Origin of the sequence: Actinomadura chibensis NBRC 106107 (assembly GCF_001552135.1) — a bacterium.
Taxonomy (GTDB): Bacteria; Actinomycetota; Actinomycetes; order Streptosporangiales; family Streptosporangiaceae; genus Spirillospora; species Spirillospora chibensis.
In genome coordinates this window covers 436,212-457,936 of sequence record NZ_BCQP01000010.1, presented here as the reverse complement: position 1 = coordinate 457,936, position 21,725 = coordinate 436,212, and the positions used below count along the sequence as shown (strand labels likewise).

Sequence of the window (21,725 nt, the reverse complement as noted above, 5' to 3'; positions counted from 1 at the left end):
ATCGTGCCATACCCGGCGGCGCCGCCGCTGGTCGGCCGCCGCGGGCGCCCGCGCGGGCCGGGCGGGCCGGGCGGCGCCGCCGGTGCGGCGGTCACGCCCCGACGTAGGCCGCCAGGTGCTCCCCGGTCAGCGTCGACCGGGCCGCGACGAGGTCGGCGGGCGTCCCCTCGAACACCACCCGGCCGCCGTCGTGGCCCGCGCCCGGCCCGAGGTCGATGATCCAGTCGGCGTGCGCCATCACCGCCTGGTGGTGCTCGATCACGATCACCGACTTGCCGGAGTCGACGAGCCGGTCCAGCAGGCCGAGGAGCTGCTCCACGTCCGCCAGGTGCAGGCCCGCGGTCGGCTCGTCCAGCACGTACACGCCGCCCTTCTCGGCCATGTGCGTCGCCAGCTTCAGCCGCTGCCGCTCACCGCCCGACAGGGTCGTCAGCGGCTGCCCGAGCCGCAGGTAGCCGAGGCCGACGTCGGACAGCCGCGTGAGGATCTTGTGCGCGGCGGGGGTCTTCGCCTCGCCCGCGGCGAAGAACTCCGCGGCCTCGGCGACCGGCATCGCCAGGACCTCGGCGATGTCGCGGCCGCCGAGCAGGTGGTCCAGCACCGACGCCTCGAACCGGCGGCCCTCGCACTCCTCGCACGTCGTCGCGACCCCCGCCATCATCCCGAGGTCGGTGTAGAGGACCCCGGCGCCGTTGCAGGCGGGGCAGGCGCCCTCGGAGTTCGCGCTGAACAGGGCGGGCTTGACGCCGTTGGCCTTCGCGAACGCCTTGCGGATCGGGTCCAGCAGGCCCGTGTAGGTCGCCGGGTTGCTGCGCCGCGACCCGCGGATCGCGGCCTGGTCGACCACGACGACGCCGTCGCGGCCCGCGACCGACCCCTGGATCAGCGAGCTCTTGCCCGACCCCGCCACCCCGGTCACCACGGTCAGGACGCCGAGGGGGATGTCGACGTCCACGTCCCGCAGGTTGTGGGAGTCGGCGCCGCGGACCTCCAGCGCCCCCGACGGCGCCCGCACCGACGCCTTCAGCGACGCCCGGTCGTCCAGGTGCCGGCCGGTGAGCGTGCCCGACGCGCGCAGCCCCTCGACGGTGCCCTCGAACACCACCTCGCCGCCCGCCGTCCCGGCTCCCGGGCCGAGGTCGACGACGTGGTCGGCGATCGCGACCGCCTCCGGCTTGTGCTCCACCACCAGCACCGTGTTGCCCTTGTCCCGCAGCCGCAGCAGCAGCTCGTTCATCCGCTGGACGTCGTGCGGGTGCAGCCCGATCGACGGCTCGTCGAACACGTAGGTGACGTCGGTCAGCGACGACCCGAGGTGCCGGATCATCTTCGTGCGCTGCGCCTCCCCGCCCGACAGCGTCCCCGCCGGGCGGTCCAGCGACAGGTACCCGAGGCCGATCTCCACGAACGAGTCCAGGGTGTGGCGCAGCGACCCCAGCAGTGGCGCGACCGACGGCTCGTCCAGGCCCGCGACCCACTCCGCCAGGTCGCTGATCTGCATCGCGCACGCGTCCGCGATGCTGATCCCCGCGATCTTCGACGACCGGGCCGCCTCGCTCAGGCGCGTCCCGCCGCAGTCCGGGCACGCCGTGTAGGTGACCGCCCGGTCCACGAACGCGCGGATGTGCGGCTGCATCGCCTCCCGGTCCTTGGACAGCAGCGACTTCTGCACCCGCGGCACCAGACCCTCGTAGGTCATGTTGATGCCGTTCATCTTCACCTTGCCGGGCTCGCGGTGCAGCAGGTTGTGCAGCTCGGCGTCGGTGTAGTCGCGGATCGGCTTGTGCGGGTCGAAGAACCCCGACTCGGTGAAGAACCGCACCGACCACCCGTCCGCCTTGTACCCGGGAACGGTGATCGCGCCCTCGGCGAGCGACTTGTCGGCGTCATAGAGCTGGGACAGGTCGATGTCGGTGACGCTGCCCATCCCCTCGCAGCGCGGGCACATCCCGCCCGCCCGCGTGAAGCTGACCCGCTCGGCCTTGCGGTCGCCGCGCTCCACGGTGATCGCGCCGGACGCCCGCACCGACGCCGTGTTGAACGAGAACGCCTGCGGCGACCCGATGTGCGGCTCGCCGAGCCTGCTGAACAGGATCCGCAGCATCGCGTTGGCGTCGGTGGCCGTCCCGACCGTCGAGCGGGGGTTGGCGCCCATCCGCTCCTGGTCCACGATGATCGCCGTGGTCAGGCCGTCCAGGACGTCGACGTCGGGACGCGCCAGCGTCGGCATGAACCCCTGCACGAACGCGCTGTAGGTCTCGTTGATCAGCCGCTGCGACTCCGCCGCGATCGTCGCGAACACCAGCGAGCTCTTGCCCGACCCCGACACGCCCGTGAACACCGTCAGCCGCCGCTTGGGGATCTCGACGCTCACGTCCTTGAGGTTGTTCTCCCGCGCGCCGTGCACGCGGATCATGTCGTGCGCGTCCGCGGGGCGCGCCCCGCCCCCGCCCCCGGCGGCGGTGGTCTCGGGGTCCTGCGGGCGGGCGTCGGCGGTGCCCGGGGTCGTGCTCATCGATCGTCTCCATCCGTCCGGCGGGGAAATCGCCGGGCTCTACCACGGCGCGTTTAGATTAGGGCGGCTTAACACAGTACGTCCGCCCGGCGGGCGCCCCGACCAGCCCGCCCCCGGCCGGGCGGGGGAGCGGGCCGGGCGGCTCACTGGTCCTGGACGAGCCCGAGGACGTTGCCGTCGGGGTCGGTGAACGTCGCGACGAGCCGCCCGCCGCCGACGTCGCGGGGCTCCTCGCGCACCGCCGCGCCCGCCGCCGTCACCTCCGCCAGCTTCGCCGCGATGTCGGCGACGTGCCAGTACGCGACCGGCGACGCCAGCTTCTGCGGGCCGCCGTCCGGCACCAGCCCGATGTGCTGCCCCTCCGCGTCGAACCCGACGTAGTAGGACGACTCGGCGGTCGGCCCGACGCCCAGCAGCGCCGTGTACACGGCGGTCGCCGCCGCCAGGTCCGACACCGGGTGCAGCACCGTCTTGATCCCCTGCGTGGAAGAACCAGCCATGATCACTCCTATGGGTTCGCGTACTGGGTCGTGGCGTGGACGTTCCGGTGTCCACGCAGCTCACGCTAGCCACGCGCCGCCGGGCCGCGCTTCTCGATTCCTGACCGATGCCGAATGCGCGGCCGAGCGCGCGGCCGATCTCGGACCAGGGCGCGGGGCGGGGTGGGGCGGCCGTTTCCTACAAGACCGCCCGTCCGGGGCGTGGCTACGTTGACCTGCATGAACGTATCTCCGATCCGGATCTTTCGACCTGGCGCGCCTGAATACGACCGAGAGCGGATGGGGCTCAACCGGGCCGTGGAATCGCGTCCGGCGTGGGTGGCCGCGGCGCGCGGCGAGCGGGACGTCGCCGACGCCGTGCGGACGGCCGTGGCGCAGGGCCGGGCCGTCGGCGTCATGGCCACCGGCCACAGCCCCTCGGTGGCGGCCGACGGCGCCGCGCTGATCAACACCGGGCGGATGGACGGCGTCGAGGTGGACCCGGCGGCAAGGACCGCCTGGGTGGAGGCGGGGACGCGGTGGCGGCGGGTCGTGGAGCGCGCCGCCCCGCACGGCCTGGCCCCGCTCAACGGCTCCAGCCCGAACGTGGGCGCGGTCGGGTACACCACCGGCGGCGGCGCGGGCCTGCTCGGCCGCCGCTTCGGCTTCGCCGCCGACCACGTGCGGCGGCTGCGCCTGGTCACCGCCGACGGCCGCATCCGCGACGTCGGCCCCGGCAGCGACCCCGACCTGTTCTGGGCGGTCCGCGGCGGCAAGGACAACTTCGGCGTCGTCGTCGGCATGGAGATCGACCTGTTCCCGGTGCCGTGGCTGTACGGCGGCGGGCTCTACTTCCCCGCGGACGCGGCCGGCGACGTCCTGCACGCCTACACCGAATGGACCCGCTCGCTGCCCGACCCCATGGCCTCCTCGGTGATGCTGGCCGAGAACCCGGACCTGCCCGCGGTCCCGGCGCCGCTGCGCGGCCGGTCCGTCGCCCACGTGCGGATCGCCTACAGCGGCGCCGAAGGCGGCGAGGACCTGGTGCGGCCGCTGCGGGAGATCGGCCCCGCCTTGATGGACACGCTGCGGCACATGCCCTACGCCGAGGTCGGCACCATCCACCACGACCCCACCGATGCCCCCTACACGGCCTACGACCGCAACGCCCTCCTGCGCGGCCTCGGCAAGGACGCGGTCGACACGCTCCTCGCCCACGCCGGACCGGGCGCGCGGCCGCCGTTCATCGCCGAGCTGCGCCACTTCGGCGGCGCCTACGCCCGCCCGCCCGCGATCCCCAACTGCGTCGGCGGCAGGGACGCGGCGTACTCCCTGTTCACCGGCGCGACGCCCGCCCCCGGGAGCCGGGAGGCCCGCGACCGGCTCCTGGCGGACATGCGCCCCTGGAGCACCGGCGGCACCAACCTCAACTTCGCCGGCGTGGAGGACGCCGACCCGGCCGTCGTCCGCACCGCCTACCGGCCCGGCGACTACACCCGCCTGACCGAGCTCAAGGCCGTCCACGACCCCGGCAACGTGTTCCGCGTCAACTTCAACATCCCCCCGAAGGGCGCACCGGCATGACGGCGCTCGCTTAGCTTTCTAATTTGCTAGCATGCGGGGGTGGGTGACGAGGATGTCAAGCAGTTCAACGTGTACCTGCCGATCGGGCTGATCAAGCGGGTCAAGCACCAGGCCATCGAGTCGGAGACGTCCCTGTCGGCGCTGGTCGCCGACGCGCTGCGCGCCTACCTCGACGGCACCCGCGCCGGGACGACCGAGCAGGCGAGCGAGCAGGCGGGCGACACGCCGCAGAAGGGGGAGCGGACATGACCGAGCGCATCGAAGGCACCGACGGGATCGAGGCGCTGTTCCTGGAGACCCGCAACTGGGGCAGGACGGCCGGGTTCCTGCAGGGCCTGGGGTTCGAGCTGGAGTTCGAGACCGACCACGGCTCGGGCCTGTTCCGCAACGGCGGCGGCCCCTACGTGTTCCTCGTCGAGGTCCCCGAGGACCGCGACCCCGGCCTGCGCGTCGCGCTGAAGGTGCCCGACGCCGACGCGTTCCGGCCCGGGCCCGGCGTCGAGGTCGTCGAGCCGTTCGAGGACACCCACTACGGCACCCGCGAGATGACCGTCCGCGACCCCGACGGCCGGGTCTGGAGCCTCCAGGCGCCCGCCAAGAAATAGCCGCACCGCCCTGGCCCGGTCCGCCGTCTCCGGGCCGGGTCAGGTGGCGGGCGGCAGGACGGCGGCGACGCAGTCCAGGACGCGCTCCAGCCCGTACCGGAACTGCTCGTCGGCGCTCATGTGCGGCATCCGCGCGTCGACGACGATGCGCCTGAACATCGGGTAGGCGCCGCTGTCCAGCAGCTCCCGGACGTAGGGGGCCGACCGCATCATCCACTGCTCGGGGGTGAGCCCGCCCTCCCGCACCTCCCGCCGCCACGCCAGCTCCGAGCGCACCGCCCGCTCGACGTAGCCGGTCAGCATCTCGATCAGGACGAACACGTCGTCGATCGGGATGCCGACGTCCAGCGCCCCGAACGCGAACTCCACCAGGCGCAGCCGGTTCGGGCCGAGCGTGGTGCGCGGCCGCCGCAGGTCCGCCAGCCACCCGTGCCGCAGGTACACCGCCCGCGACCCCTCGGCCACCAGGGTCAGGTCGGCGCGCCAGTCGCCGCTCGGGCGGTCGGGGATCCCCGCCTCCAGCAGGACGTGGTCCTCCATCAGGTCCAGCAGGTCGCCGCGGGACGGCACGTACCGGTACAGCGACATCGCCCCCGTGCCGAGCTCGGCGGCGATCCGGCGCATCGACGCCGCCTCCAGCCCCTCGGCGTCGGCGATCCGGATCGCGGCCTCGGTGATCTGCGCGCGGCTGTAGGCGGGCCGCGGGCCGCGGCCCTGCCGCTCCGGCACCGACCAGATGCTGACCTGCCCGCCCCCGTCCGTCACCGCGCCGCCCCTCTCACCGTCACCGCCGCCCGCGTGACCACCGCCGTCACCGGGCCTTCTCCGCGTCGCCGTCCACGCAGAGCATCCTAGTTGCGTACGACGTACCCAGTTGTCTACGCTGGCGGCCTTGGTTGCGTACATCGTACTCAGAGGAGGGACCGTGGCGGACGAACCGATCGTCGTCGCCGAGGCGCTGCGCAAGCGCTACGGCGACACCCAGGCCCTGGACGGCCTCGACCTGGCCGTCCCCGCCGGGACGGTCTGCGGGGTCCTCGGCCCCAACGGCGCCGGCAAGACCACCGCCGTGCGGATCCTCGCGACCCTCGCCGACGCCGACTCCGGCACGGCCCGGATCGCCGGGTTCGACGTGGCGCGGCGGCCCGACCAGGTCCGCGCCCGGATCGGGCTGGCCGGGCAGCACGCCGCCGTCGACGAGAAGCTCACCGGGCGCGGCAACCTGCGCCTGTTCGGCCGCCTCTACCACCTGTCGCGCCGCGACGCCCGCGCCCGCGCCGACGAGCTGCTGGAGCGGTTCGGCCTCGCCGACGCCGCCGACCGGCAGGTCGCCGGCTACTCCGGCGGGATGCGCCGCCGCCTCGACCTGGTCGCCAGCCTCATCCTGCGCCCCCAGGTGCTGTTCCTGGACGAGCCCACCACCGGCCTGGACCCGCGCAGCCGCGGCGAGATCTGGGACGCCGTCCGCGACCTGGTCGCCGGCGGCACCACCGTCCTGCTCACCACCCAGTACCTGGACGAGGCCGACCGGCTCGCCGACGACATCGCCGTCGTCGACCACGGCCGCGTCATCGCCACCGGCACGCCCGACGAGCTGAAGTCCTCGATCGGCGACCGGCTCGACGTCGTCCTGGACGACCCCGGCGCGGCCGGCGGCGCCGCCGACGTCCTGCACCGCCTCGCCGGCGCCTACCCGGGCCTCGCGGGCGGGCGCCTGTCGGTCCCGCTGCCCGCCGGGAGCGTCCGGCTCGCCGACGTCGTCCGCGAACTCGACCGCGCCGGCGTCGCCGTCGCCGACGTCGCGCTGCGCCGCCCCACCCTCGACGAGGTGTTCCTGCGCCTCACCGGCGCCCCCGCCGACACCGCCAATGACTCCGCCGGCGCCACCGCCGATGGCGCCGCCGCCGGGGAGTCGGCGCCGGGGCGTGCGAAGGAGACCGTCCGATGACCGCCGCCGCACCCGCCGCCGGACCGCCCGCCGCGCACGCGCCCGCCTCCCGCGCCGTCCGGCTCCGCTGGGCCCTGTCGGACGGGCTCGCCCTCGTCGGCCGGGAAATGTCGCGGATCCGGCGGGAGCCCGGCGAGCTGATCGCCGCGCTGATCTTCCCCGCGATCATGGTGGTGCTGTTCGGGTACGTGTTCGGCAGCGCCATCGCCGTCCCCGGCGGCGGGAACTACCGCGAGTACCTGATGCCCGGCCTGTTCGCCATGGTCACCTTCACCTCCACCATGGCCGTGACGCTGCGCGTCGCCACCGACGCCTCCCGCGGCGTCATGGACCGGTTCCGCTCCATGCCGACCGCCCGCTCGGCCGTCCCGTTCGGGCACACCGGCGCCGACTTCCTGCACGGCGCCCTCGGCCTGGCGATCATGGCCGTCGCCGGGCTGGTCGTCGGCTGGCGCGCCCACCGCGGCCTGTGGCCGACCACCGAGGCGTTCCTGCTGCTCGGCCTCATGCGGTACGGGCTGAGCTGGGCCGGGTGCTACCTCGGGCTGGTGGTGAAGAACGAGCACACCGCCGACAACCTCATCCCGCTGGTGTTCCCCGTCACGATGCTGTCCAACTCGTTCGTCCCGACCGGCGGGATGCCGAAGGTCCTGCGGGTCGTCGCCGACTGGAACCCCGTCAGCGCGCTCACCGCCGCCTGCCGCGAGCTGTTCGGCAACCCCGCCGCCCCGGCCGCGGACGCCGCCTGGCCCATCGCCCACCCCGTCGCCGCCAGCCTCGGCTGGTCGCTGCTGCTGCTCGCGGTGTTCGCGCCGCTGTCGGCGCGGACCTACCGCACGCGCGGCCGCTGACCCCGCCCGGGCGCGGGAGGCCGCGGCCCCCCGCGCCCGGGTGAGGGACGGTCAGCGGTCGCGGCCCCGCTCCCGGTACAGCTGCCGCTGGAACCGGGTGATGGCCTTGGACCGGTCGCGCTGCTCGGCGCGCAGCCGCGCGTCGGTGCGCGCCGCCGCGTGCTCGTTCTCGCGCAGCAGCCTGCGGTAGCTGTCCAGGCGGCGGGCCGGCAGCGTCCCGTCGGCGACGGCGGCGAGGACCGCGCAGCCCGGCTCGGCCCGGTGCGCGCAGTCGCGGAACCGGCACCCGGCGGCGAGCTCCTCGACGTCGGCGAACGCGCGCTCCAGCCCCTCGGACGCCTCGACCAGGCCGACGCCGCGCAGCCCCGGCGTGTCGATCAGGACCCCGCCGCCCGGCAGCGGCAGCAGCTCCCGCCGGACCGTGGTGTGGCGGCCCTTGCCGTCGGACCCGCGGACCTCGCCGGTCGCGAGCACGTCGGCGCCGAGCAGCGCGTTGCCGAGCGTGGACTTGCCCGCCCCGGACGGGCCGACCAGCGCCACCGTCCCGGCCAGCACGGCCCGGACGGCGTCCACGCCCTCGCCCGTCGCGGCGCTGCACGCCACCACGTCCACCCCGGGCGCGGCGGCGGCCGCGTCCGCCTCGAACCCGGCGGTGTCCGGCACCTGGTCGGCCTTGGTGAGGACGACCACCGGCCGCGCCCCGCTCTCGAACGCCAGGGCGACCAGCCGCTCGATCCGGCCGGGCGCCGCCCGCGCGGTCAGCGGCACCGCCACCGCGACGGTGTCGACGTTGGCGGCCAGCACCTGGCCGCGCGAGTCCCGCGACGCCGACGACCGGACGATCGCCGTCCGCCGCGGCAGCAGCACCGCCACCGCCGCGCGGCCGTCCGGGCCGTCCGGCCGCAGCCCCGCCCAGTCGCCCGTGCACGCCCCGCCGTCCGGGCCGTCGACCGCGCGGGTCGCGGCGCGCAGCGGACCGGACGCGGTGACCACGTCGCACAGGCCGCGGTCGACCGCGGCGACCCGCGCCGGGACCAGGCCCGCCGCGCGGTGGGGGGAGAACAGGTCCTCCCAGGCGCCGTCCCAGCCGTAGGCGGCCAGACCGGACGGGTCCGAAGACCCAGCGGAATCAGAAGAAGACGAAGAAGAAGCGGAAGTGAAAGAGGACACTTCGAGAACCCTTGCGTGAAGGGGCCCCGGCGAGCGCGCGACGAAGGGCGCGGGTCAGCCGGCGGCCCGGGAGATGAGGACGACCTGGATGCCGCGGGCAGCGGCCAGCGCAACGACGGCCATGCGTCCACACCTCCTCTCGGGTCCGGGCGTGACTCTACCCCGCCGCGCCCGCGACCGGCACCCCCTTTTCCCGGGCGATGCCCGGGCCCGCAGGAACTGGCGGAGCAGTTCGGCAGTTATCGTCATTTGAGGGGCGGATCGCGATGAGAGGCGTGACCGTGGACGACGAACAGCAGCGCGAGACCGGCGCTCCCGCCGAGCCCGACAGCGGACCCGCCGGGACGGAGCCCCGGCCGGAGCCGGAGAAGGAGCCGGGGACGGGGCTCGCCGAGCGGGCCCGGCGCGCCGACCGGGCCGCCGCCGACCGGCTGGAGGAGCTGTGGGCCGGGCTCGCCCCGGCCGCCGCGCGCGCCGCGGCCTCGGCCGGCGAGCCCGTCGCGGGCGCCGCCCGCCGCGCCGCCGCGGTCGCCGCCACCCGCATCCTGGACCAGGTGGCCGGGACGCCCGCGATGAAGGCCGTCGAGCGGGCCGCCCGCGACGCCGCCGTCACCGCCGCGTCCGGCGCCGCCGAACGGGCCGTCGCCGAGGCCCGCGCCGCCGCCGCGGCCAACCCCGCGACCGCGAGCGCGTTCGAGGCCGCCACCACCGCCATGACCCTCGCCGAGCAGGCCGCCCGCCGCCTCGCGGTCACCAGCCCGCTGGCCCGCGACCTCGCCGCCGCCGCCCGCGACCTCGGCGACCGCGCCGGGCGCACCGCCGCCGCCACCGCGTCCCGCCCCGTCGTGCGGGCCGCGACCAGGGCCGTCGTGGACGCCGCCGTCGACACCGTCGCCGACGCCGCCGTGGACGCCGCGATGCTCGTCGCCCGCGACGTCGTCGCCCGCGTCGTCCGCGAGACCGCCGAGCAGGCCGCCCGCGACCTCGCCGGAGCGGTCCGCGACACCGTCCGGGACGCCGCCCGCGAGACCGGCGTCGCCGCCGACCTGGCCGCCCTCACCGCCCTCGCCTCCCGCGCCGCGGGATCCGACGCCGCCCGCGCCGCCGGCGGGGTGCTCACCGCCGTCGCGGGCAGCGCCGCCGCCCGCACCGCCCGCGACCTGGCCCTGCGCGCGACCACCGCCGCGATCGAGGCCGTCCTGCGCGAGCTGATCCGCGACGCGCTGAAACTCGCCCTCCGCGACACCCTGCGCGGGATCATCGTCGACGTGTCCCGCGACGTCGTGGTCGACGTCGTCAAGACCACCTGGGCGGGCGCCACCCGCCCCGAGCCGCCGACCGTCGTCGTCACCGCCGTCGTCGAGGAGACCGTGGCGGCCGCCGTCGAAGGGGACCTCGGGCACGAGCCCCGCGAGCCCCGGGAGGCTCCGGGGGACGCCGCGCCGGGGGACGTATGGGCCCAGGCCACTGAGGCCACCGACTCCGCCGACTCCGCGCCCTGAACCCCCGCTCAGAACATCCTGAAAGAACGATGAGAAACGCCCGCCGACGGGCCGGGACCCCGCCCGCGCTGCCTACCGTGAGCACATGGACCAGCGCAGCGACCAGGCCGGACGCACTCCCGGCGGGCGGGCCGCCGGGCGGGGGGCCGCGCGGATACTGATCGTGGACGACGAGCCCGCCGTCCGCGAGTCCCTCGCCCGCAGCCTGGAGTTCGAGGGCTACCGGGTGGACGCCGCCGCCGACGGCGCCGCCGCCCTGGACCGGGTCGGGCGGGACCGGCCCGACCTCGTCGTCCTGGACGTCCTCATGCCCCGCATGGACGGCCTCACCGCCTGCCGCCGCCTGCGCGCCCTCGGCGCCACCATGCCCGTCCTGATGCTCACCGCCCGCGACATGGTCGGCGACCGCGTCACCGGCCTGGACGCCGGCGCCGACGACTACCTCGCCAAGCCGTTCGACCTGGACGAGCTCCTCGCCCGCGTCCGCGCCCTGCTCCGCCGCGCCGCCATGCCCCCCGGCGGCGCCCCCGGCGAAGGAGAGGAGGGGCGCGTGCTGGCGTTCGAGGACCTGTCCATGGACACCCGCACCCGCGAGGTCGCCCGCGCCGGACGCCCCGTCGACCTCACGCGCACCGAGTACATGCTGCTGGAGATGTTCCTCGCCCACCCCCGCCAGGTCCTCACCCGCGAGCAGATCCTGGAGGCCGTCTGGGGCTTCGACTTCGAACCCGCCTCCAACTCCCTGGACGTGTACGTCATGTACCTGCGGCGCAAGACCGAGGCGGGCGGGCTGCCGAGGCTCGTGCACACCGTCCGCGGCGTCGGGTACGTGCTCCGCGCGGCGGCGTCCCCGTGACCGCCCCGGCCGGGCGGCGGCCCGTCGCCAGGCGGCTCACCCTGCGCGCCCGGATGGCGCTGCTCACCGCGGCGGCCGTCGCGCTCGCCGTCGCCGCCTGCGCCACCGCCGGGTGGCTGATCACCCGCAACCAGCTCTACCGGGAGCTGGACCGGCGGCTGGCCGCCGTGTCCGGCGGGCCGCCCGGCCCCGGCCCCGAGGGCGAGGGCCCGCCGCGCCCCGCCGCCCGGCAGCTCGGCGACGCGCTCGCCGCCTGCGCCGGACGCCCCGCCGCGGGCGGCGCCCGCCCGCCCGGACCGTTCGAGATCGTGCAGCTCGTCGACGCCGCCGGGCGGCCCTGCGCCGTCCCCGGCTCGGGGTCCCTGACCGTCACCGCCGCCGACGCGCGGGTCGCCCGCGGCGAACGCGGCCCCCTCTACCGCGACGGCGACGGCGTCACCGCCGACGGGACGAAAGACCGCGTCCGCGTCCTCACCCGCCCGTTCCGCACCGACCGGGGCGAGCGGGCCGCGGTGTCGTTCGCGCTGTCGCTGGACGAGGTCGAGGGCCCCCTGGACAACCTCGCCCTGCTCCTCGCCGCCGTCACCGCCCTCGGCGTGCTGGCCGCGGCGGGCGCCGGGCTGATGATCGCCCGCGCGTCGCTGCGGCCCGTGGACGAGCTGACCGGCGCCGTCGAGCACATCGCCCGCACCGAGGACCTCGCCGTCCGCATCCCCGAGGAGGGCACCGACGAGATCGCCCGGCTCGGCCGGTCCTTCAACAGCATGACCGCCGCGCTCGCCGCGTCCCGGGAACGGCAGCGGCGCCTCATCGCCGACGCCGGGCACGAGCTGCGCACCCCCCTCACCAGCCTGCGCACCAACATCGACCTGCTGCTGCGCGCCGAGGCCGCCGGCCGCGACCTGCCCGGACCCGCCCGCCGCGACCTGCTCGCCAGCGTCAAGGCGCAGATGCGGGAGCTGTCCAGCCTCGTCGGGGACCTGCTGGAACTCGCCCGCCCCGACGAGGCCGGGCCCGTCCGCGAGACCGTCGCGCTGCACGAGGCCGTCGCCCGCGCCGTGGACCGCGCCCGGCTCCGCGGGCCCGGGATCACCGTCCGCGCCGACACCCGGCCCTGGTACGTGCACGGCGACCCCGCGTCCCTGGAACGCGCCGCCGTGAACCTCCTCGACAACGCCGTCAAGTTCTCCCCGCCCGGCGGGACCGTCGAGGTCCGCCTCGCCGGCGGGGAGCTGACCGTCCGCGACCACGGGCCCGGCATCGCCGCCGCCGACCTCCCGCACGTCTTCGACCGGTTCTGGCGGTCGCCGTCCGCGCGGAGCCTGCCCGGCTCCGGGCTCGGACTGTCGATCGTCGCGCGGGTCGTCGCCGAGTCCGGCGGGCGCGTCGCCCTGGAACCCGCGCCCGGCGGCGGCACCCTCGCCCGCGTCCGCCTCCCCGGCGCCCCCGACCCCGGCGACTGACCCGCCCACCGGCCCCGCGCGGGATTTCTCATGCGGGTTTCTCATGGGGGCTTCATGCGCGGCTCAGGGGGCTCCCACGCCCGGCGGCCAGCCTCGGTCCCATGAGTCACCCCGTCACTGAACCCGCCGCAGAACCCGGCACGCGCGGGCCGGGACGGCTCGTCGAGGTGGTCGTCCCCGTCCACAACGAGGAACGCGCCCTCGCCGCGAGCGTCGAACGCCTCCACGCCTACCTCGACGGCACCTTCCCCTACCGGTTCCGGATCACCGTCGCCGACAACGCCAGCACCGACGCCACCTGGCCCATCGCCCAGCGGCTCGCGGCGCGGCTGCCCGCCGTCCGAGCCGTCCGGCTGGAGGGCAGGGGACGCGGCCGGGCGCTGCGGCACGTGTGGGGCGCAAGCGACGCCGACGTCGTCGCCTACATGGACGTCGACCTGTCCACCGACCTCGACGCGTTCCTCCCGCTGGTCGCGCCGCTGATCTCCGGGCACAGCGACCTCGCCATCGGGTCCCGCCTCACCCGCGGCTCCGCCGTCGTCCGCGGCCCCCGCCGCGAGGTCGTGTCCCGCTGCTACAACCTGCTGCTGCGCGCCGCGCTCGCCGCCCGGTTCACCGACGCCCAGTGCGGGTTCAAGGCCGCCCGCACCGAGATCGTCCAGGCGCTGCTGCCCGCCGTCGAGGACGAGGAGTGGTTCTTCGACACCGAGCTGCTGCTCCTCGCCCAGCGCGGCGGGCTGCGCATCCACGAGGTCCCCGTCGACTGGGTCGACGACCCCGACAGCCGCGTCGACGTTCTGCGCACCGCCCGCGACGACCTGCTCGGCATGGCCCGCGTCGCCCGCCGCATCCTCACCGGCGCGTTCCGCGCCCCCGTCCGCCGCCGCCCCGGCCCACCCGCCGCACCACGCGCCGCACCGGCGGCCGCACCGCCCGCCGTGCTGCCCGCCGGGATGGCGCGGCAGCTGCCCGCCTTCGCCGCCGTCGGCGCCGTCAGCACACTCGTGCAGCTCGCCCTGTTCGTGCTGCTGCGGCTCGTCACGGGGCCGCTGTGGGCGAACGCGCTGTCCCTGGCCGCCGCGACCGCCGCCAACACCGCCGCCAACCGCCGCTTCACCTTCGGCGTCACCGGGACCCGCCGGGCCCTGCGCCACCAGCTCGAAGGCGGCCTGGCGTTCCTGCTCGGCCTCGCCCTCAGCACCGGCGGGCTCGCCCTCGCGCACGCCGCCGCGCCCGGCCCGTCCCGCACCGTCGAGATCGCCGCCGTCGTCACCGCCAACGCCGCCGCCACCCTCGCCCGGTTCCTGCTGATGCGCGCCTGGATCTTCCACCCGCGCCGCCTCCCCGAACCGCACCCCGCGCCCTCGCCTTCGCCTTCGCCTTCGTCCGACCTGCACCGACGCCGCACAGGAAATCGGGAAGACATCAGATGACCTCCACGATCGGAGCCGCCCCCGCCCCGCCCCGCACCCCGCGGCGGCTTCCGGGCCGCCTGCTGCGCGGGCCCGCTGGACGCGCGGCCTGGGAACGCCCCGCGCTGCTCGCCCTGCTGGCCGCGACCGCCGTCCTGTACGTGCGGGGGCTCGGCGCGTCCGGATGGGCGAACCCCTACTATTCCGCCGCCGTCCAGGCGGGGGCGTCGAGCTGGAAGGCGTTCTTCTTCGGCTCGTCCGACGCCGCGAACGCCATCACCGTCGACAAGCCGCCCGCCGCGCTGTGGCCGATGGCCCTCACCGCCCGCGTGTTCGGCGTGAACCCCTGGAGCGTCCTGGTCCCGCAGGCGCTGATGGGCGTCGCGACCGTCGCGACCGTGCACGCGGCGGTGCGGCGCCGGTTCCCCGCCTGGGCCGCGCTGCTCGCCGGGACGGTCCTCGCGCTCACCCCCGTCGCCGCGCTGATGTTCCGGTTCAACAACCCCGACGCGCTGCTGGTCCTGCTGACGGCCCTCGCCGCCTACGGGACGCTCCGCGCGCAGGAGACGGCGAGCACCCGGTGGCTGCTGCTCGCCGCCGCCTGCGCCGGGACCGGGTTCCTGGCCAAGATGCTGCAGGCGTTCCTCGTCGTCCCCGTGCTCGCGCTGGTCTACCTCGCCGCCGCGCCGACCGGCGCGCGGCGGCGGCTGTGGCAGCTCGCCGCCGCCGGGGGCGTGCTGCTCGCCGCGTCCGGATGGTGGGTCGCCGCCGTGGCGCTGGTGCCCGCCTCGGCGCGGCCCTACATCGGCGGGTCGCAGCACGACTCCGTCCTGGAACTCGCGCTCGGCTACAACGGCCTCGGACGGCTCGACGGGAACGAAACCGGCGGCCTCGGCAACCTCGACCAGGACGCCGGATGGGGCCGCATGTTCGGCCCCGTCATCGGCGGGCAGGTGTCCTGGCTGCTGCCCGCCGCGCTGATCCTCCTCGCCGCCGGGCTGTGGACGACCCGCCGCGCGCCCCGCACCGACCCAGCCCGCGCCGCCCTCGCCCTGTGGGGCGGATGGCTGCTGCTCACCGCCGCCGTGTTCAGCTTCATGCGCGGGATCTTCCACGAGTACTACACCGTCGCGCTCGCCCCCGCGATCGCCGGACTCGTCGGCGCCGGAGCGGCGCTGCTGTGGGAGCGCCGCCACCGCCCCGCCGGAGCGGCCGTGGCGGCGGCGGTGGTCGCGGCCACGGCCGTGTGGGCATACGTGCTGCTCGGACGGTCGCCGGGCTGGCATCCCTGGCTCGGCCCCCTCGTCCTTGCCGCCGGGCTCGTCGCGGCGGCGGCGCTGGCGGCCGCGCCGTTCGCCGGACGGTTCCGGGGGCGCGCGCCGGGCGGGCGGATCGTCGCGGCGGGCGCCGCCCTGGCCGTCCTGTCCTGCCTCGCCGGGCCCGCCGCCTACGCGGTGCAGACCACCGCGACCCCGCACACCGGCGCGATCGTCACCGCCGGGCCCGCGACGTCCCGCGGCTTCGGCCCCGGCCGCCGCGGTCTGGGACCCGGCGGCCCGGGCGGACGCGGCGGGCCCGGCGGCTGGAATCCCGGTGCGCCGCCGCCGCAGCGCCTCGGCGCCCCGCCCGGCCAGGCCGCGCCCGGCGGCGGGCGCGCGACCGGCCCCCGCACCGGATTCCCCGGCGCCCCGCCCGCCGGAGCGCCGGGCGGGCTGCTCGGGGCCGGGACGCCCAGCGCCGCCGTGAAAGCCGCGCTCACCGCCGACGCGGACCGCTACACCTGGGTCGCGGCGGCCGTCGGGTCCAACACCGCCGCCGGGTACCAGCTCGCCACCCGCCGCCCGGTCATGGCGGTCGGCGGGTTCAACGGCACCGACCCCGCGCCCACCCTCGCCGAGTTCCGGCGCCTCGCCCGCCAGGGACGGATCCACTACTTCATCGGCGGCGGCCGCAACGGCCCCGGCGGCGGCCCCGGCGGCGGCCCCGGCGGCGGCCCCGGCGGCGGCCCCGGCGGGCCCGGCGGGCCCGGGGGACGCAGCGGCAGCGGCGCCGCGCAGGCGATCAGCGAATGGGTCGCCGCGCACTACACCGCGACCACGGTCGGCGGAGCCGTCCTGTACGACCTGACCGCGCCCTCCGCGTGACCGGCGGCGGGCCGTGATGTACTCGGAAGGACAGGGTCATCAGCGCCGACGAACAGGGAGTGAGCCCGATGGCCGACACGCTCGACGACGCCGCCGTCGCCGACCGCCTGCGCGACCTGCCCGCCTGGACCCGCGACGGCGACCAGATCCGCCGCCGGGTGAAGGCGCCCTCGTTCCTCGCCGGGATCGACGTGGTCACCGACGTCGCCCGCGCCGCCGAGGACGCCGACCACCACCCCGACATCGACATCCGCTGGCGGACCCTCGCGTTCGCGCTGTCCACCCACAGCGCCGGGGGCCTGACCGGCAAGGACTTCGACCTCGCCGCGACGATCGACGCGATCGCGGCCCGGCACGGGGCGGCGTAGCGCCGCCGTGCCGGACCGAGCGCCGGTCCAGGTGGCGGTGTGCGGGCCGGGGGAGTGCACCGAGCGGGAATGGGACCACGCCCACGAGACCGGCCGGCTCCTCGCCGCCCGCGGCGCGGTGGTGGTCTGCGGCGGGCTCGGCGGGGTGATGGCCGCCGCCGCGGCCGGCGCCCGCTCCGCCGGCGGGACGGTCGTCGGGGTGCTGCCCGCCGCCGACCGCGCCGCCGCCTCCGCCGACCTGTCGGTCGTGCTGCCGACCGGCCTCGGCCAGGCCCGCAACACCCTGATCGTCAACGCCGCCGACGCCGTGATCGTCGTCGGCGGGTCGTGGGGGACGCTGTCGGAGCTGGCCCTCGCCCTGCGCCGCGGCACCGTCCCCGTCGTCCAGGTCGGCGGGTGGCGCGTCCACGACGAGGAGGGGCGTCCGGTCGGCGGGATCGTCCACGCCCCCGACCCGGCCGCCGCCGTCCGCGCCACCGGCCTCTGGCCCTGACCCCGCCACGGGCCGGGCGGGGGGTCAGTGGGCGGAGAAACCGCCGTCCACGAAGATCGACTGGCCGGTGACGTACCCGGCCGAGTCCGACGCCAGGAACACCGCCGCGCCCGCGAAGTCGTCCGGGACGCCGTTGCGGCCGGTCATCGTCCGCTCGGCGAGCGCCTTCACCATCGCCGGGTCGCCGGACAGCCGCGCGTTCAGCGGCGTCATCACGAACCCCGGCACCAGCGCGTTGGCGGTCACGCCGCGGCCCGACCACGCCTCGGCCTGCGACCGGGCCAGCGCGACCAGCCCCGCCTTCGACACCCCGTACGCGCCGCTGGTCACCGACGCGCGGAACGCCTGCTGAGACGCGATGTGGATCAGCCGCCCGAAGCCGCGCCGCGCCATCGCGGGCCCGAACCGCTGGCCGAGCAGGAACGGCGCGTCCAGGTTCACCGCCATCGTGGTGTCCCAGACGTCCTCGCCCAGCTCGTCCATCGGCGGGCGCAGGTTCACCCCGGCGGCGTTCACCAGGATGTCCGGCTCCCCGAACGCCGCCGCCGCGGACTCGGCGGCGCGCGCCACGCCGTCCCGCGAACCGAGGTCGGCGCTCACCCACGCCGCCCGGCCGCCGTGCCCCTCCAGCTCGGCGACGGTCGCGGCCAGCTCCGCCTCCCGCCGCGCGACGACCACGACGGACGCGCCCGCCCGCGCCAGCGCCACCGCGATCGCCCGGCCGATGCCCGAGCTGCCGCCCGTCACCACCGCGACCCTGCCCTCCAGCGAGAACAGCTCCGACAGGTACGGGACGGGTGACGGCGCGTCGCTCATGACCGCCGAGTCTACGATCCGCCCCCGTCCCGCCCGGTGCGGGCCCCCGGCGCCTCCGGCGTGGTCGCGCCGGTCGCGGGCGGGGGGTCTTCGGCGGGCGGCGGGGGCGTGCGCTTGCGGCGGCGGGCCTCCCGCGCCGCCACGGCCACCGCGATCAGGATCGGCACCGCGAACTTCGCCGCCGCGAGGACCGGCGCCAGCCACGGCGGCGCCGACACCTCCGGCAGGTCCGGCAGATCGGGCAGGCCGGGCCAGGGGACGTCCGGCCACGGGATCGACGGCGCGTCGACGTCGGGGAGCCGCACGTCCGGCCACGGAACCGCGCGGAGCAGCACCCGCACCAGCGCGCCCAGCCCGAGCAGCGGGAACAGCACCTTCGCGGTCGCCGCCGCCACGTGCCGCGAGGCGTACAGGACCGGATGCGCCCGCGCCAGCGCCTCCCGCCGGGCCGCCCGCGTCCCCGCGCCCGGCTCGAACGCGACCCGGCCCCCATCCGGGTCGCTTTCATCGTCTTCGCCGTCATCGCTGGCTTCGCTGTGGTCGGCGGGGACGAGGTCGCAGCGCGCCGCCTGCCCGTCGACCAGGCCGAGCAGGTCGAACGCCACGGCGACGCTCATCTCCCCGTACGGCAGTTCGGCCTTCATCGCGTCCGTCGTGGCGTCCCCGGCGGGCTCGCCGTCCACGAACAGGCGGACGGCCCGGTACCAGCCGACGCGCGCGGTCTCGACCTCCAGCCGGTGCCCGTCGCGGACGAGCGTCCAGCGGCCCGCGGGCGCGCCGCGCGGCGAGAAGCCCCCTGTCATGCCCCCGAGTGTCGGCGGCGGCCGCGGCCCGGCGCAGCGCCCGGACGGCCATGCCCGGTAGACCAAAGTCGACACCGCCCCGGACGGGCGGCGGTCAGGGCGCGAACGTCCACCGGGTCGCGCCGAACGGCTCGGTCGTGCCGACCGCGACCGCCGTCCGCGTCGTGAAGCGGTACAGGTGCCAGGGCGGCGGGCCCGCGCTCTGCGCGCTGAACGGGGCGGTGAGCGCGTCGCCGTCGACCTGCGCGGGCCAGCCGCCCTCCCGGTACCCGGCGGCGACCGGCTCCAGCACGCCCGGGTCGGTGACGCGCCGCGCCTCGCCCTCCAGCACCACGTCCGCGATCGCCGTGCGGACCGACAGGGTGCACGCCGGGTTGGCCGCCAGGTCGCGGGACTTGCGGGTGCCGGGCCCGCTGGTGAAGTACAGGTCGCCGTCGTACCAGAGGGCGCCGACGCCCGCCGCGTGCGGGCGCCCGTCCGGGCGGACGGTGCCGAGGAACACCGGCGTCTCCATCTTCGGCAGCGCCGCGGTCAGGGCGTCCCGCACGGTGTCCCAGGGCAGCTCGCCGCCGCCGTAGATGTCGAGGTTGCGGGTCTCGACGGGTTCGCGGACGGTCATGTCGCCGTCCCTCCTTCGCGTTCGGTTCGGTCGTGCCCATGTAGACGCGACGGGCGGCGGAAACTCATCGCCGCGCGTCCCCGCCCTCCTACCCCGCCCCGGGGAAGGGCCCGGCAGAACGCGGTCAGGTCCTGTCCTCGATGCCGCGCATACTGGGGGGATGTCATCGGCACGACTGCTGCGGCTGCTGTCGCTGCTGCAGGCCCGCCGCGAGTGGCCCGGCCCGGAGCTGGCCGCGCGGCTCGGCGTGAGCGTCCGCACCGTCCGCCGCGACGTGGAGCGGCTGCGCGGCCTCGGCTACCCGGTGCACGCCACCCCCGGCGCGGCGGGCGGGTACGGGCTGGAGGCGGGCACGGCGATGCCCCCGCTGCTGCTGGACGACGAGGAGGCCGTCGCGATCGCCGTCGGCCTCCGCGCGGCGGCCGGAGGAGCGGTCGAGGGAATTGGTGAGGCGTCGGTGCGGGCCCTCGCCAAGCTGGAGCAGGTGCTGCCCGCGCGGCTGCGCCGCCGCGTCACCGCCCTGCACGCCGCGACGACGCCGCTGACCGGGCCGCCCGCCGGGCCCGCCGCCGACCCCGAGGCGCTGACCGTGCTGGCCGCCGCGTCCCGCGACGGCGAACGGGTCCGCTTCGCCTACCGCGACCGCGACGACGGCGAGACCCGGCGCCTGGTCGAACCGTACGGGCTGGTGTCGGCCGGGCGCCGCTGGTACCTGGTCGCCTTCGACACCGGCCGCGCCGACTGGCGGACGTTCCGCGTCGACCGGCTGTCGGACCCGCGCCCCACCGGGGTGCGGTGCCCGCCGCGCGAGCCGCCCGCCGCCGACGCCGCCGCGTTCGTGGCCCGGTCGCTGGCGGGGGCGCGTCCCGCCGGGCGGGCGGTGCTGACCGTGCACGCGTCCGCGGCGGAGCTGGCCGACCGGTTCCGCGTCACCGGCGCGGAGGTCGAGCCCGTCGACGACCGCACCTGCAGGCTCCGCACCGCGCCCGACTCCCTGGAGTGGACGGCGCTGCGCATCGCCTACCTCGACCTGGACTTCGAGGTCGAGGGCCCGCCCGAGCTCACCGCGAGGCTCGCCGCGATGGCCGCCCGCCTCACCCGCGCCACCCGCCCCTGAGCCGCGGCCGTGCCGGGACGTCCCTGCCGGCCCGTCCGCCCGCGGGGACACCCCCGTGCGGGACGCGGGCGGGGCCCGGTGCGAGGATGGGCGCGTGACGCAGGAGGAGTCGACGCCTGCCCTGGCGGCGGGCCGGTGAACGCGCCGGAAGACGGAAGCACCGACGGCCGCCCGGATGGCCGCGCGGATGGCCGTACGGGCGGAAGCGGCGAGGGGGCGCGGCAGCCGAAGCCGGGCACGCAGACCGTGGACCGGTCCGTCGCGGTGCTCCGCTCGTTCGAGGACGCCGCCCGGCAGACCCCCACCGAGATCGCGCACCGGACGGGCCTGTCGGTCAGCACCGCGCACCGGATCGTCCACGCCCTGCACGCCACCGGGATGCTCGCGCAGGACCCGGCGACCGAGCGGTACTTCCTCGGCCCCACCACCGCGATCCTCGGGCGGCTGGCGCTGGAGCGGATGGGCGCGACCCTGCTGCAGCCCGAGCTGACCGCGCTGCGCGACGGGACCGGCGAGGCGGTCAGCCTCGGCGTGCGGGCCGGGGACGAGGTCGCGGTGCTGCTGCACCTGCCCTCCACCCACCCGCTGCGGTACGAGCAGCCGCCCGGGGACCGCAACCCGATCCACACGTGCGCGATGGGCAAGACCCTGCTGGCGTTCGGCGGCGACCCCGTCGCGATGGACGAGCCGTACCGCCGCTTCACCCCCGCCACCCTCACCACCCGCGCGGAACTGGACGCCGACCTGCGGCGCGTCCGCGACCGGGGGTTCGCGGTCAACGACGAGGAGCGGCTGCCGGGCGTGCGGGCGGTGGCGGCGCCGGTCCGCGACGGCGGCGGACGGGTGTTCGCGGCCGTCGCGCTCCAGGGCCCCTCGGTCCGCTTCGGCGACGACCGGCTCCCCGGCCTCGCCGACGCCGTCCGCGCCGCCGCGGGCCGCCTCACCGACCTGCACCGCCACCTCGCCTAGCCCCAACCGCC

At 76.8% G+C, this 21,725-nt stretch carries 21 protein-coding genes; 14 read left to right on the top strand and 7 right to left on the bottom strand.

All coding sequences use genetic code 11. The features are described from left to right. Positions 1–91 precede the first annotated feature (91 nt). Entirely contained in the window at positions 92–2,416 is a 2,325-nt protein-coding gene (locus ACH01S_RS06805; RefSeq protein WP_067886628.1) for an ATP-binding cassette domain-containing protein, read from the bottom strand. 242 nt (positions 2,417–2,658) lie between these two features. Next, positions 2,659–3,015, bottom strand: coding sequence for a VOC family protein (locus ACH01S_RS06800; RefSeq protein ID WP_067886626.1), 357 nt, complete (start codon positions 3,013–3,015; stop codon positions 2,659–2,661). A 279-nt stretch (positions 3,016–3,294) separates the two neighbouring features. Between ACH01S_RS06800 and ACH01S_RS06795 the strand changes: the two genes are divergently transcribed. From ACH01S_RS06795 to ACH01S_RS06785, 3 genes are read left to right on the top strand one after another with little or no spacing between them, the layout of a single operon-like run. Further along, entirely contained in the window at positions 3,295–4,578 is a 1,284-nt protein-coding gene (locus ACH01S_RS06795; protein WP_218010154.1) for an FAD-binding oxidoreductase, read from the top strand. A 39-nt stretch (positions 4,579–4,617) separates the two neighbouring features. Further along, positions 4,618–4,827: a ribbon-helix-helix domain-containing protein gene (locus ACH01S_RS06790; protein ID WP_067886446.1), complete on the top strand. Its 210-nt coding sequence runs from the start codon at positions 4,618–4,620 to the stop codon at positions 4,825–4,827. Further along, on the top strand, positions 4,824–5,183 hold the full coding sequence (locus tag ACH01S_RS06785) for a VOC family protein (RefSeq protein ID WP_067886444.1): 360 nt from the start codon (positions 4,824–4,826) through the stop codon (positions 5,181–5,183). The genes ACH01S_RS06790 and ACH01S_RS06785 overlap by 4 nt, the downstream gene beginning before the upstream one ends. 39 nt (positions 5,184–5,222) lie before the next feature. On the opposite strand, the gene ACH01S_RS06780 is transcribed toward ACH01S_RS06785, so the two are convergent. Beyond that, entirely contained in the window at positions 5,223–5,948 is a 726-nt protein-coding gene (locus ACH01S_RS06780) for a TetR/AcrR family transcriptional regulator (RefSeq protein ID WP_067886442.1), read from the bottom strand. 160 nt (positions 5,949–6,108) lie between these two features. Here ACH01S_RS06780 and ACH01S_RS06775 point away from each other — a divergent pair, with 160 nt between their 5' ends. Beyond that, the gene (locus ACH01S_RS06775) at positions 6,109–7,131 is read left to right on the top strand and encodes an ATP-binding cassette domain-containing protein (RefSeq protein WP_148344711.1); all 1,023 of its coding nucleotides are present in this window, start codon (positions 6,109–6,111) and stop codon (positions 7,129–7,131) included. Further along, the gene (locus ACH01S_RS06770) at positions 7,128–7,982 is read left to right on the top strand and encodes an ABC transporter permease (protein WP_083980389.1); all 855 of its coding nucleotides are present in this window, start codon (positions 7,128–7,130) and stop codon (positions 7,980–7,982) included. The genes ACH01S_RS06775 and ACH01S_RS06770 overlap by 4 nt, the downstream gene beginning before the upstream one ends. 51 nt (positions 7,983–8,033) lie before the next feature. Here the strand turns inward: ACH01S_RS06770 and rsgA are convergent, their stop codons facing one another. Then, a complete protein-coding gene (rsgA, locus tag ACH01S_RS06765; protein ID WP_067886438.1) occupies positions 8,034–9,152 on the bottom strand; it encodes a ribosome small subunit-dependent GTPase A in 1,119 nt (372 codons plus the stop codon). Between the two features lie 266 nt (positions 9,153–9,418). Here rsgA and ACH01S_RS06760 point away from each other — a divergent pair, with 266 nt between their 5' ends. From ACH01S_RS06760 to ACH01S_RS06730, 7 genes are all read left to right on the top strand, one after another. Then, positions 9,419–10,654: a hypothetical protein gene (locus ACH01S_RS06760; RefSeq protein ID WP_148344710.1), complete on the top strand. Its 1,236-nt coding sequence runs from the start codon at positions 9,419–9,421 to the stop codon at positions 10,652–10,654. An 85-nt stretch (positions 10,655–10,739) separates the two neighbouring features. Beyond that, the gene (locus tag ACH01S_RS06755; protein ID WP_083980388.1) at positions 10,740–11,510 is read left to right on the top strand and encodes a response regulator transcription factor; all 771 of its coding nucleotides are present in this window, start codon (positions 10,740–10,742) and stop codon (positions 11,508–11,510) included. Then, on the top strand, positions 11,507–12,973 hold the full coding sequence (locus tag ACH01S_RS06750; RefSeq protein ID WP_246237143.1) for a HAMP domain-containing sensor histidine kinase: 1,467 nt from the start codon (positions 11,507–11,509) through the stop codon (positions 12,971–12,973). Before ACH01S_RS06755 ends, ACH01S_RS06750 begins: the two co-directional genes overlap by 4 nt. Before the next feature lie 101 nt (positions 12,974–13,074). Beyond that, positions 13,075–14,406: a dolichyl-phosphate beta-glucosyltransferase gene (locus tag ACH01S_RS06745; RefSeq protein WP_067886434.1), complete on the top strand. Its 1,332-nt coding sequence runs from the start codon at positions 13,075–13,077 to the stop codon at positions 14,404–14,406. Further along, positions 14,403–16,529: an ArnT family glycosyltransferase gene (locus ACH01S_RS06740; protein ID WP_067886432.1), complete on the top strand. Its 2,127-nt coding sequence runs from the start codon at positions 14,403–14,405 to the stop codon at positions 16,527–16,529. The genes ACH01S_RS06745 and ACH01S_RS06740 overlap by 4 nt, the downstream gene beginning before the upstream one ends. A gap of 68 nt (positions 16,530–16,597) precedes the next feature. After that, positions 16,598–16,897 (top strand): 4a-hydroxytetrahydrobiopterin dehydratase, encoded by a 300-nt coding sequence (locus ACH01S_RS06735; protein WP_067886617.1) that lies wholly within the window; start codon positions 16,598–16,600, stop codon positions 16,895–16,897. Between the two features lie 7 nt (positions 16,898–16,904). Then, positions 16,905–17,390: a TIGR00725 family protein gene (locus ACH01S_RS06730; RefSeq protein ID WP_067886430.1), complete on the top strand. Its 486-nt coding sequence runs from the start codon at positions 16,905–16,907 to the stop codon at positions 17,388–17,390. Between the two features lie 24 nt (positions 17,391–17,414). Here the strand turns inward: ACH01S_RS06730 and ACH01S_RS06725 are convergent, their stop codons facing one another. The 3 genes from ACH01S_RS06725 to ACH01S_RS06715 form a co-directional block, all read right to left on the bottom strand. Beyond that, on the bottom strand, positions 17,415–18,206 hold the full coding sequence (locus tag ACH01S_RS06725; RefSeq protein WP_067886428.1) for an SDR family NAD(P)-dependent oxidoreductase: 792 nt from the start codon (positions 18,204–18,206) through the stop codon (positions 17,415–17,417). 11 nt (positions 18,207–18,217) lie between these two features. Next, complete coding sequence (locus ACH01S_RS06720) at positions 18,218–19,009, bottom strand: hypothetical protein (protein ID WP_067886425.1); 792 nt, start codon at positions 19,007–19,009, stop codon at positions 18,218–18,220. A gap of 94 nt (positions 19,010–19,103) precedes the next feature. After that, positions 19,104–19,628 (bottom strand): pyridoxamine 5'-phosphate oxidase family protein, encoded by a 525-nt coding sequence (locus tag ACH01S_RS06715; RefSeq protein WP_067886424.1) that lies wholly within the window; start codon positions 19,626–19,628, stop codon positions 19,104–19,106. 160 nt (positions 19,629–19,788) lie between these two features. On the opposite strand from ACH01S_RS06715, the gene ACH01S_RS06710 reads away from it, so the two are divergent. Continuing rightward, positions 19,789–20,745 carry a helix-turn-helix transcriptional regulator gene (locus ACH01S_RS06710; RefSeq protein ID WP_067886422.1) on the top strand — a complete coding sequence of 319 codons (957 nt, stop codon included), beginning with the start codon at positions 19,789–19,791 and terminating at the stop codon, positions 20,743–20,745. Between the two features lie 135 nt (positions 20,746–20,880). Then, positions 20,881–21,714 (top strand): IclR family transcriptional regulator, encoded by an 834-nt coding sequence (locus tag ACH01S_RS06705; RefSeq protein WP_083980387.1) that lies wholly within the window; start codon positions 20,881–20,883, stop codon positions 21,712–21,714. Positions 21,715–21,725 lie beyond the last annotated feature (11 nt).

Excerpts from the sequence above, each read along its gene's own strand:
- ACH01S_RS06740 (WP_067886432.1), top strand. The coding sequence starts at position 14,403 with ATGACCTCCACGATCGGAGCCGCCCCCGCCCCGCCCCGCACCCCGCGG.
- ACH01S_RS06785 (WP_067886444.1), top strand. The coding sequence starts at position 4,824 with ATGACCGAGCGCATCGAAGGCACCGACGGGATCGAGGCGCTGTTCCTG.
- ACH01S_RS06725 (WP_067886428.1), bottom strand. The coding sequence starts at position 18,206 with ATGAGCGACGCGCCGTCACCCGTCCCGTACCTGTCGGAGCTGTTCTCG.
- ACH01S_RS06795 (WP_218010154.1), top strand. The coding sequence starts at position 3,295 with ATGGGGCTCAACCGGGCCGTGGAATCGCGTCCGGCGTGGGTGGCCGCG.
- ACH01S_RS06800 (WP_067886626.1), bottom strand. The coding sequence starts at position 3,015 with ATGGCTGGTTCTTCCACGCAGGGGATCAAGACGGTGCTGCACCCGGTG.
- ACH01S_RS06755 (WP_083980388.1), top strand. The coding sequence starts at position 10,740 with ATGGACCAGCGCAGCGACCAGGCCGGACGCACTCCCGGCGGGCGGGCC.
- ACH01S_RS06770 (WP_083980389.1), top strand. The coding sequence starts at position 7,128 with ATGACCGCCGCCGCACCCGCCGCCGGACCGCCCGCCGCGCACGCGCCC.
- ACH01S_RS06735 (WP_067886617.1), top strand. The coding sequence starts at position 16,598 with ATGGCCGACACGCTCGACGACGCCGCCGTCGCCGACCGCCTGCGCGAC.
- ACH01S_RS06710 (WP_067886422.1), top strand. The coding sequence starts at position 19,789 with ATGTCATCGGCACGACTGCTGCGGCTGCTGTCGCTGCTGCAGGCCCGC.
- ACH01S_RS06745 (WP_067886434.1), top strand. The coding sequence starts at position 13,075 with ATGAGTCACCCCGTCACTGAACCCGCCGCAGAACCCGGCACGCGCGGG.
- ACH01S_RS06805 (WP_067886628.1), bottom strand. The coding sequence starts at position 2,416 with ATGATCCGCGTGCACGGCGCGCGGGAGAACAACCTCAAGGACGTGAGC.
- ACH01S_RS06715 (WP_067886424.1), bottom strand. The coding sequence starts at position 19,628 with ATGACCGTCCGCGAACCCGTCGAGACCCGCAACCTCGACATCTACGGC.
- ACH01S_RS06720 (WP_067886425.1), bottom strand. The coding sequence starts at position 19,009 with ATGACAGGGGGCTTCTCGCCGCGCGGCGCGCCCGCGGGCCGCTGGACG.
- ACH01S_RS06760 (WP_148344710.1), top strand. The coding sequence starts at position 9,419 with ATGAGAGGCGTGACCGTGGACGACGAACAGCAGCGCGAGACCGGCGCT.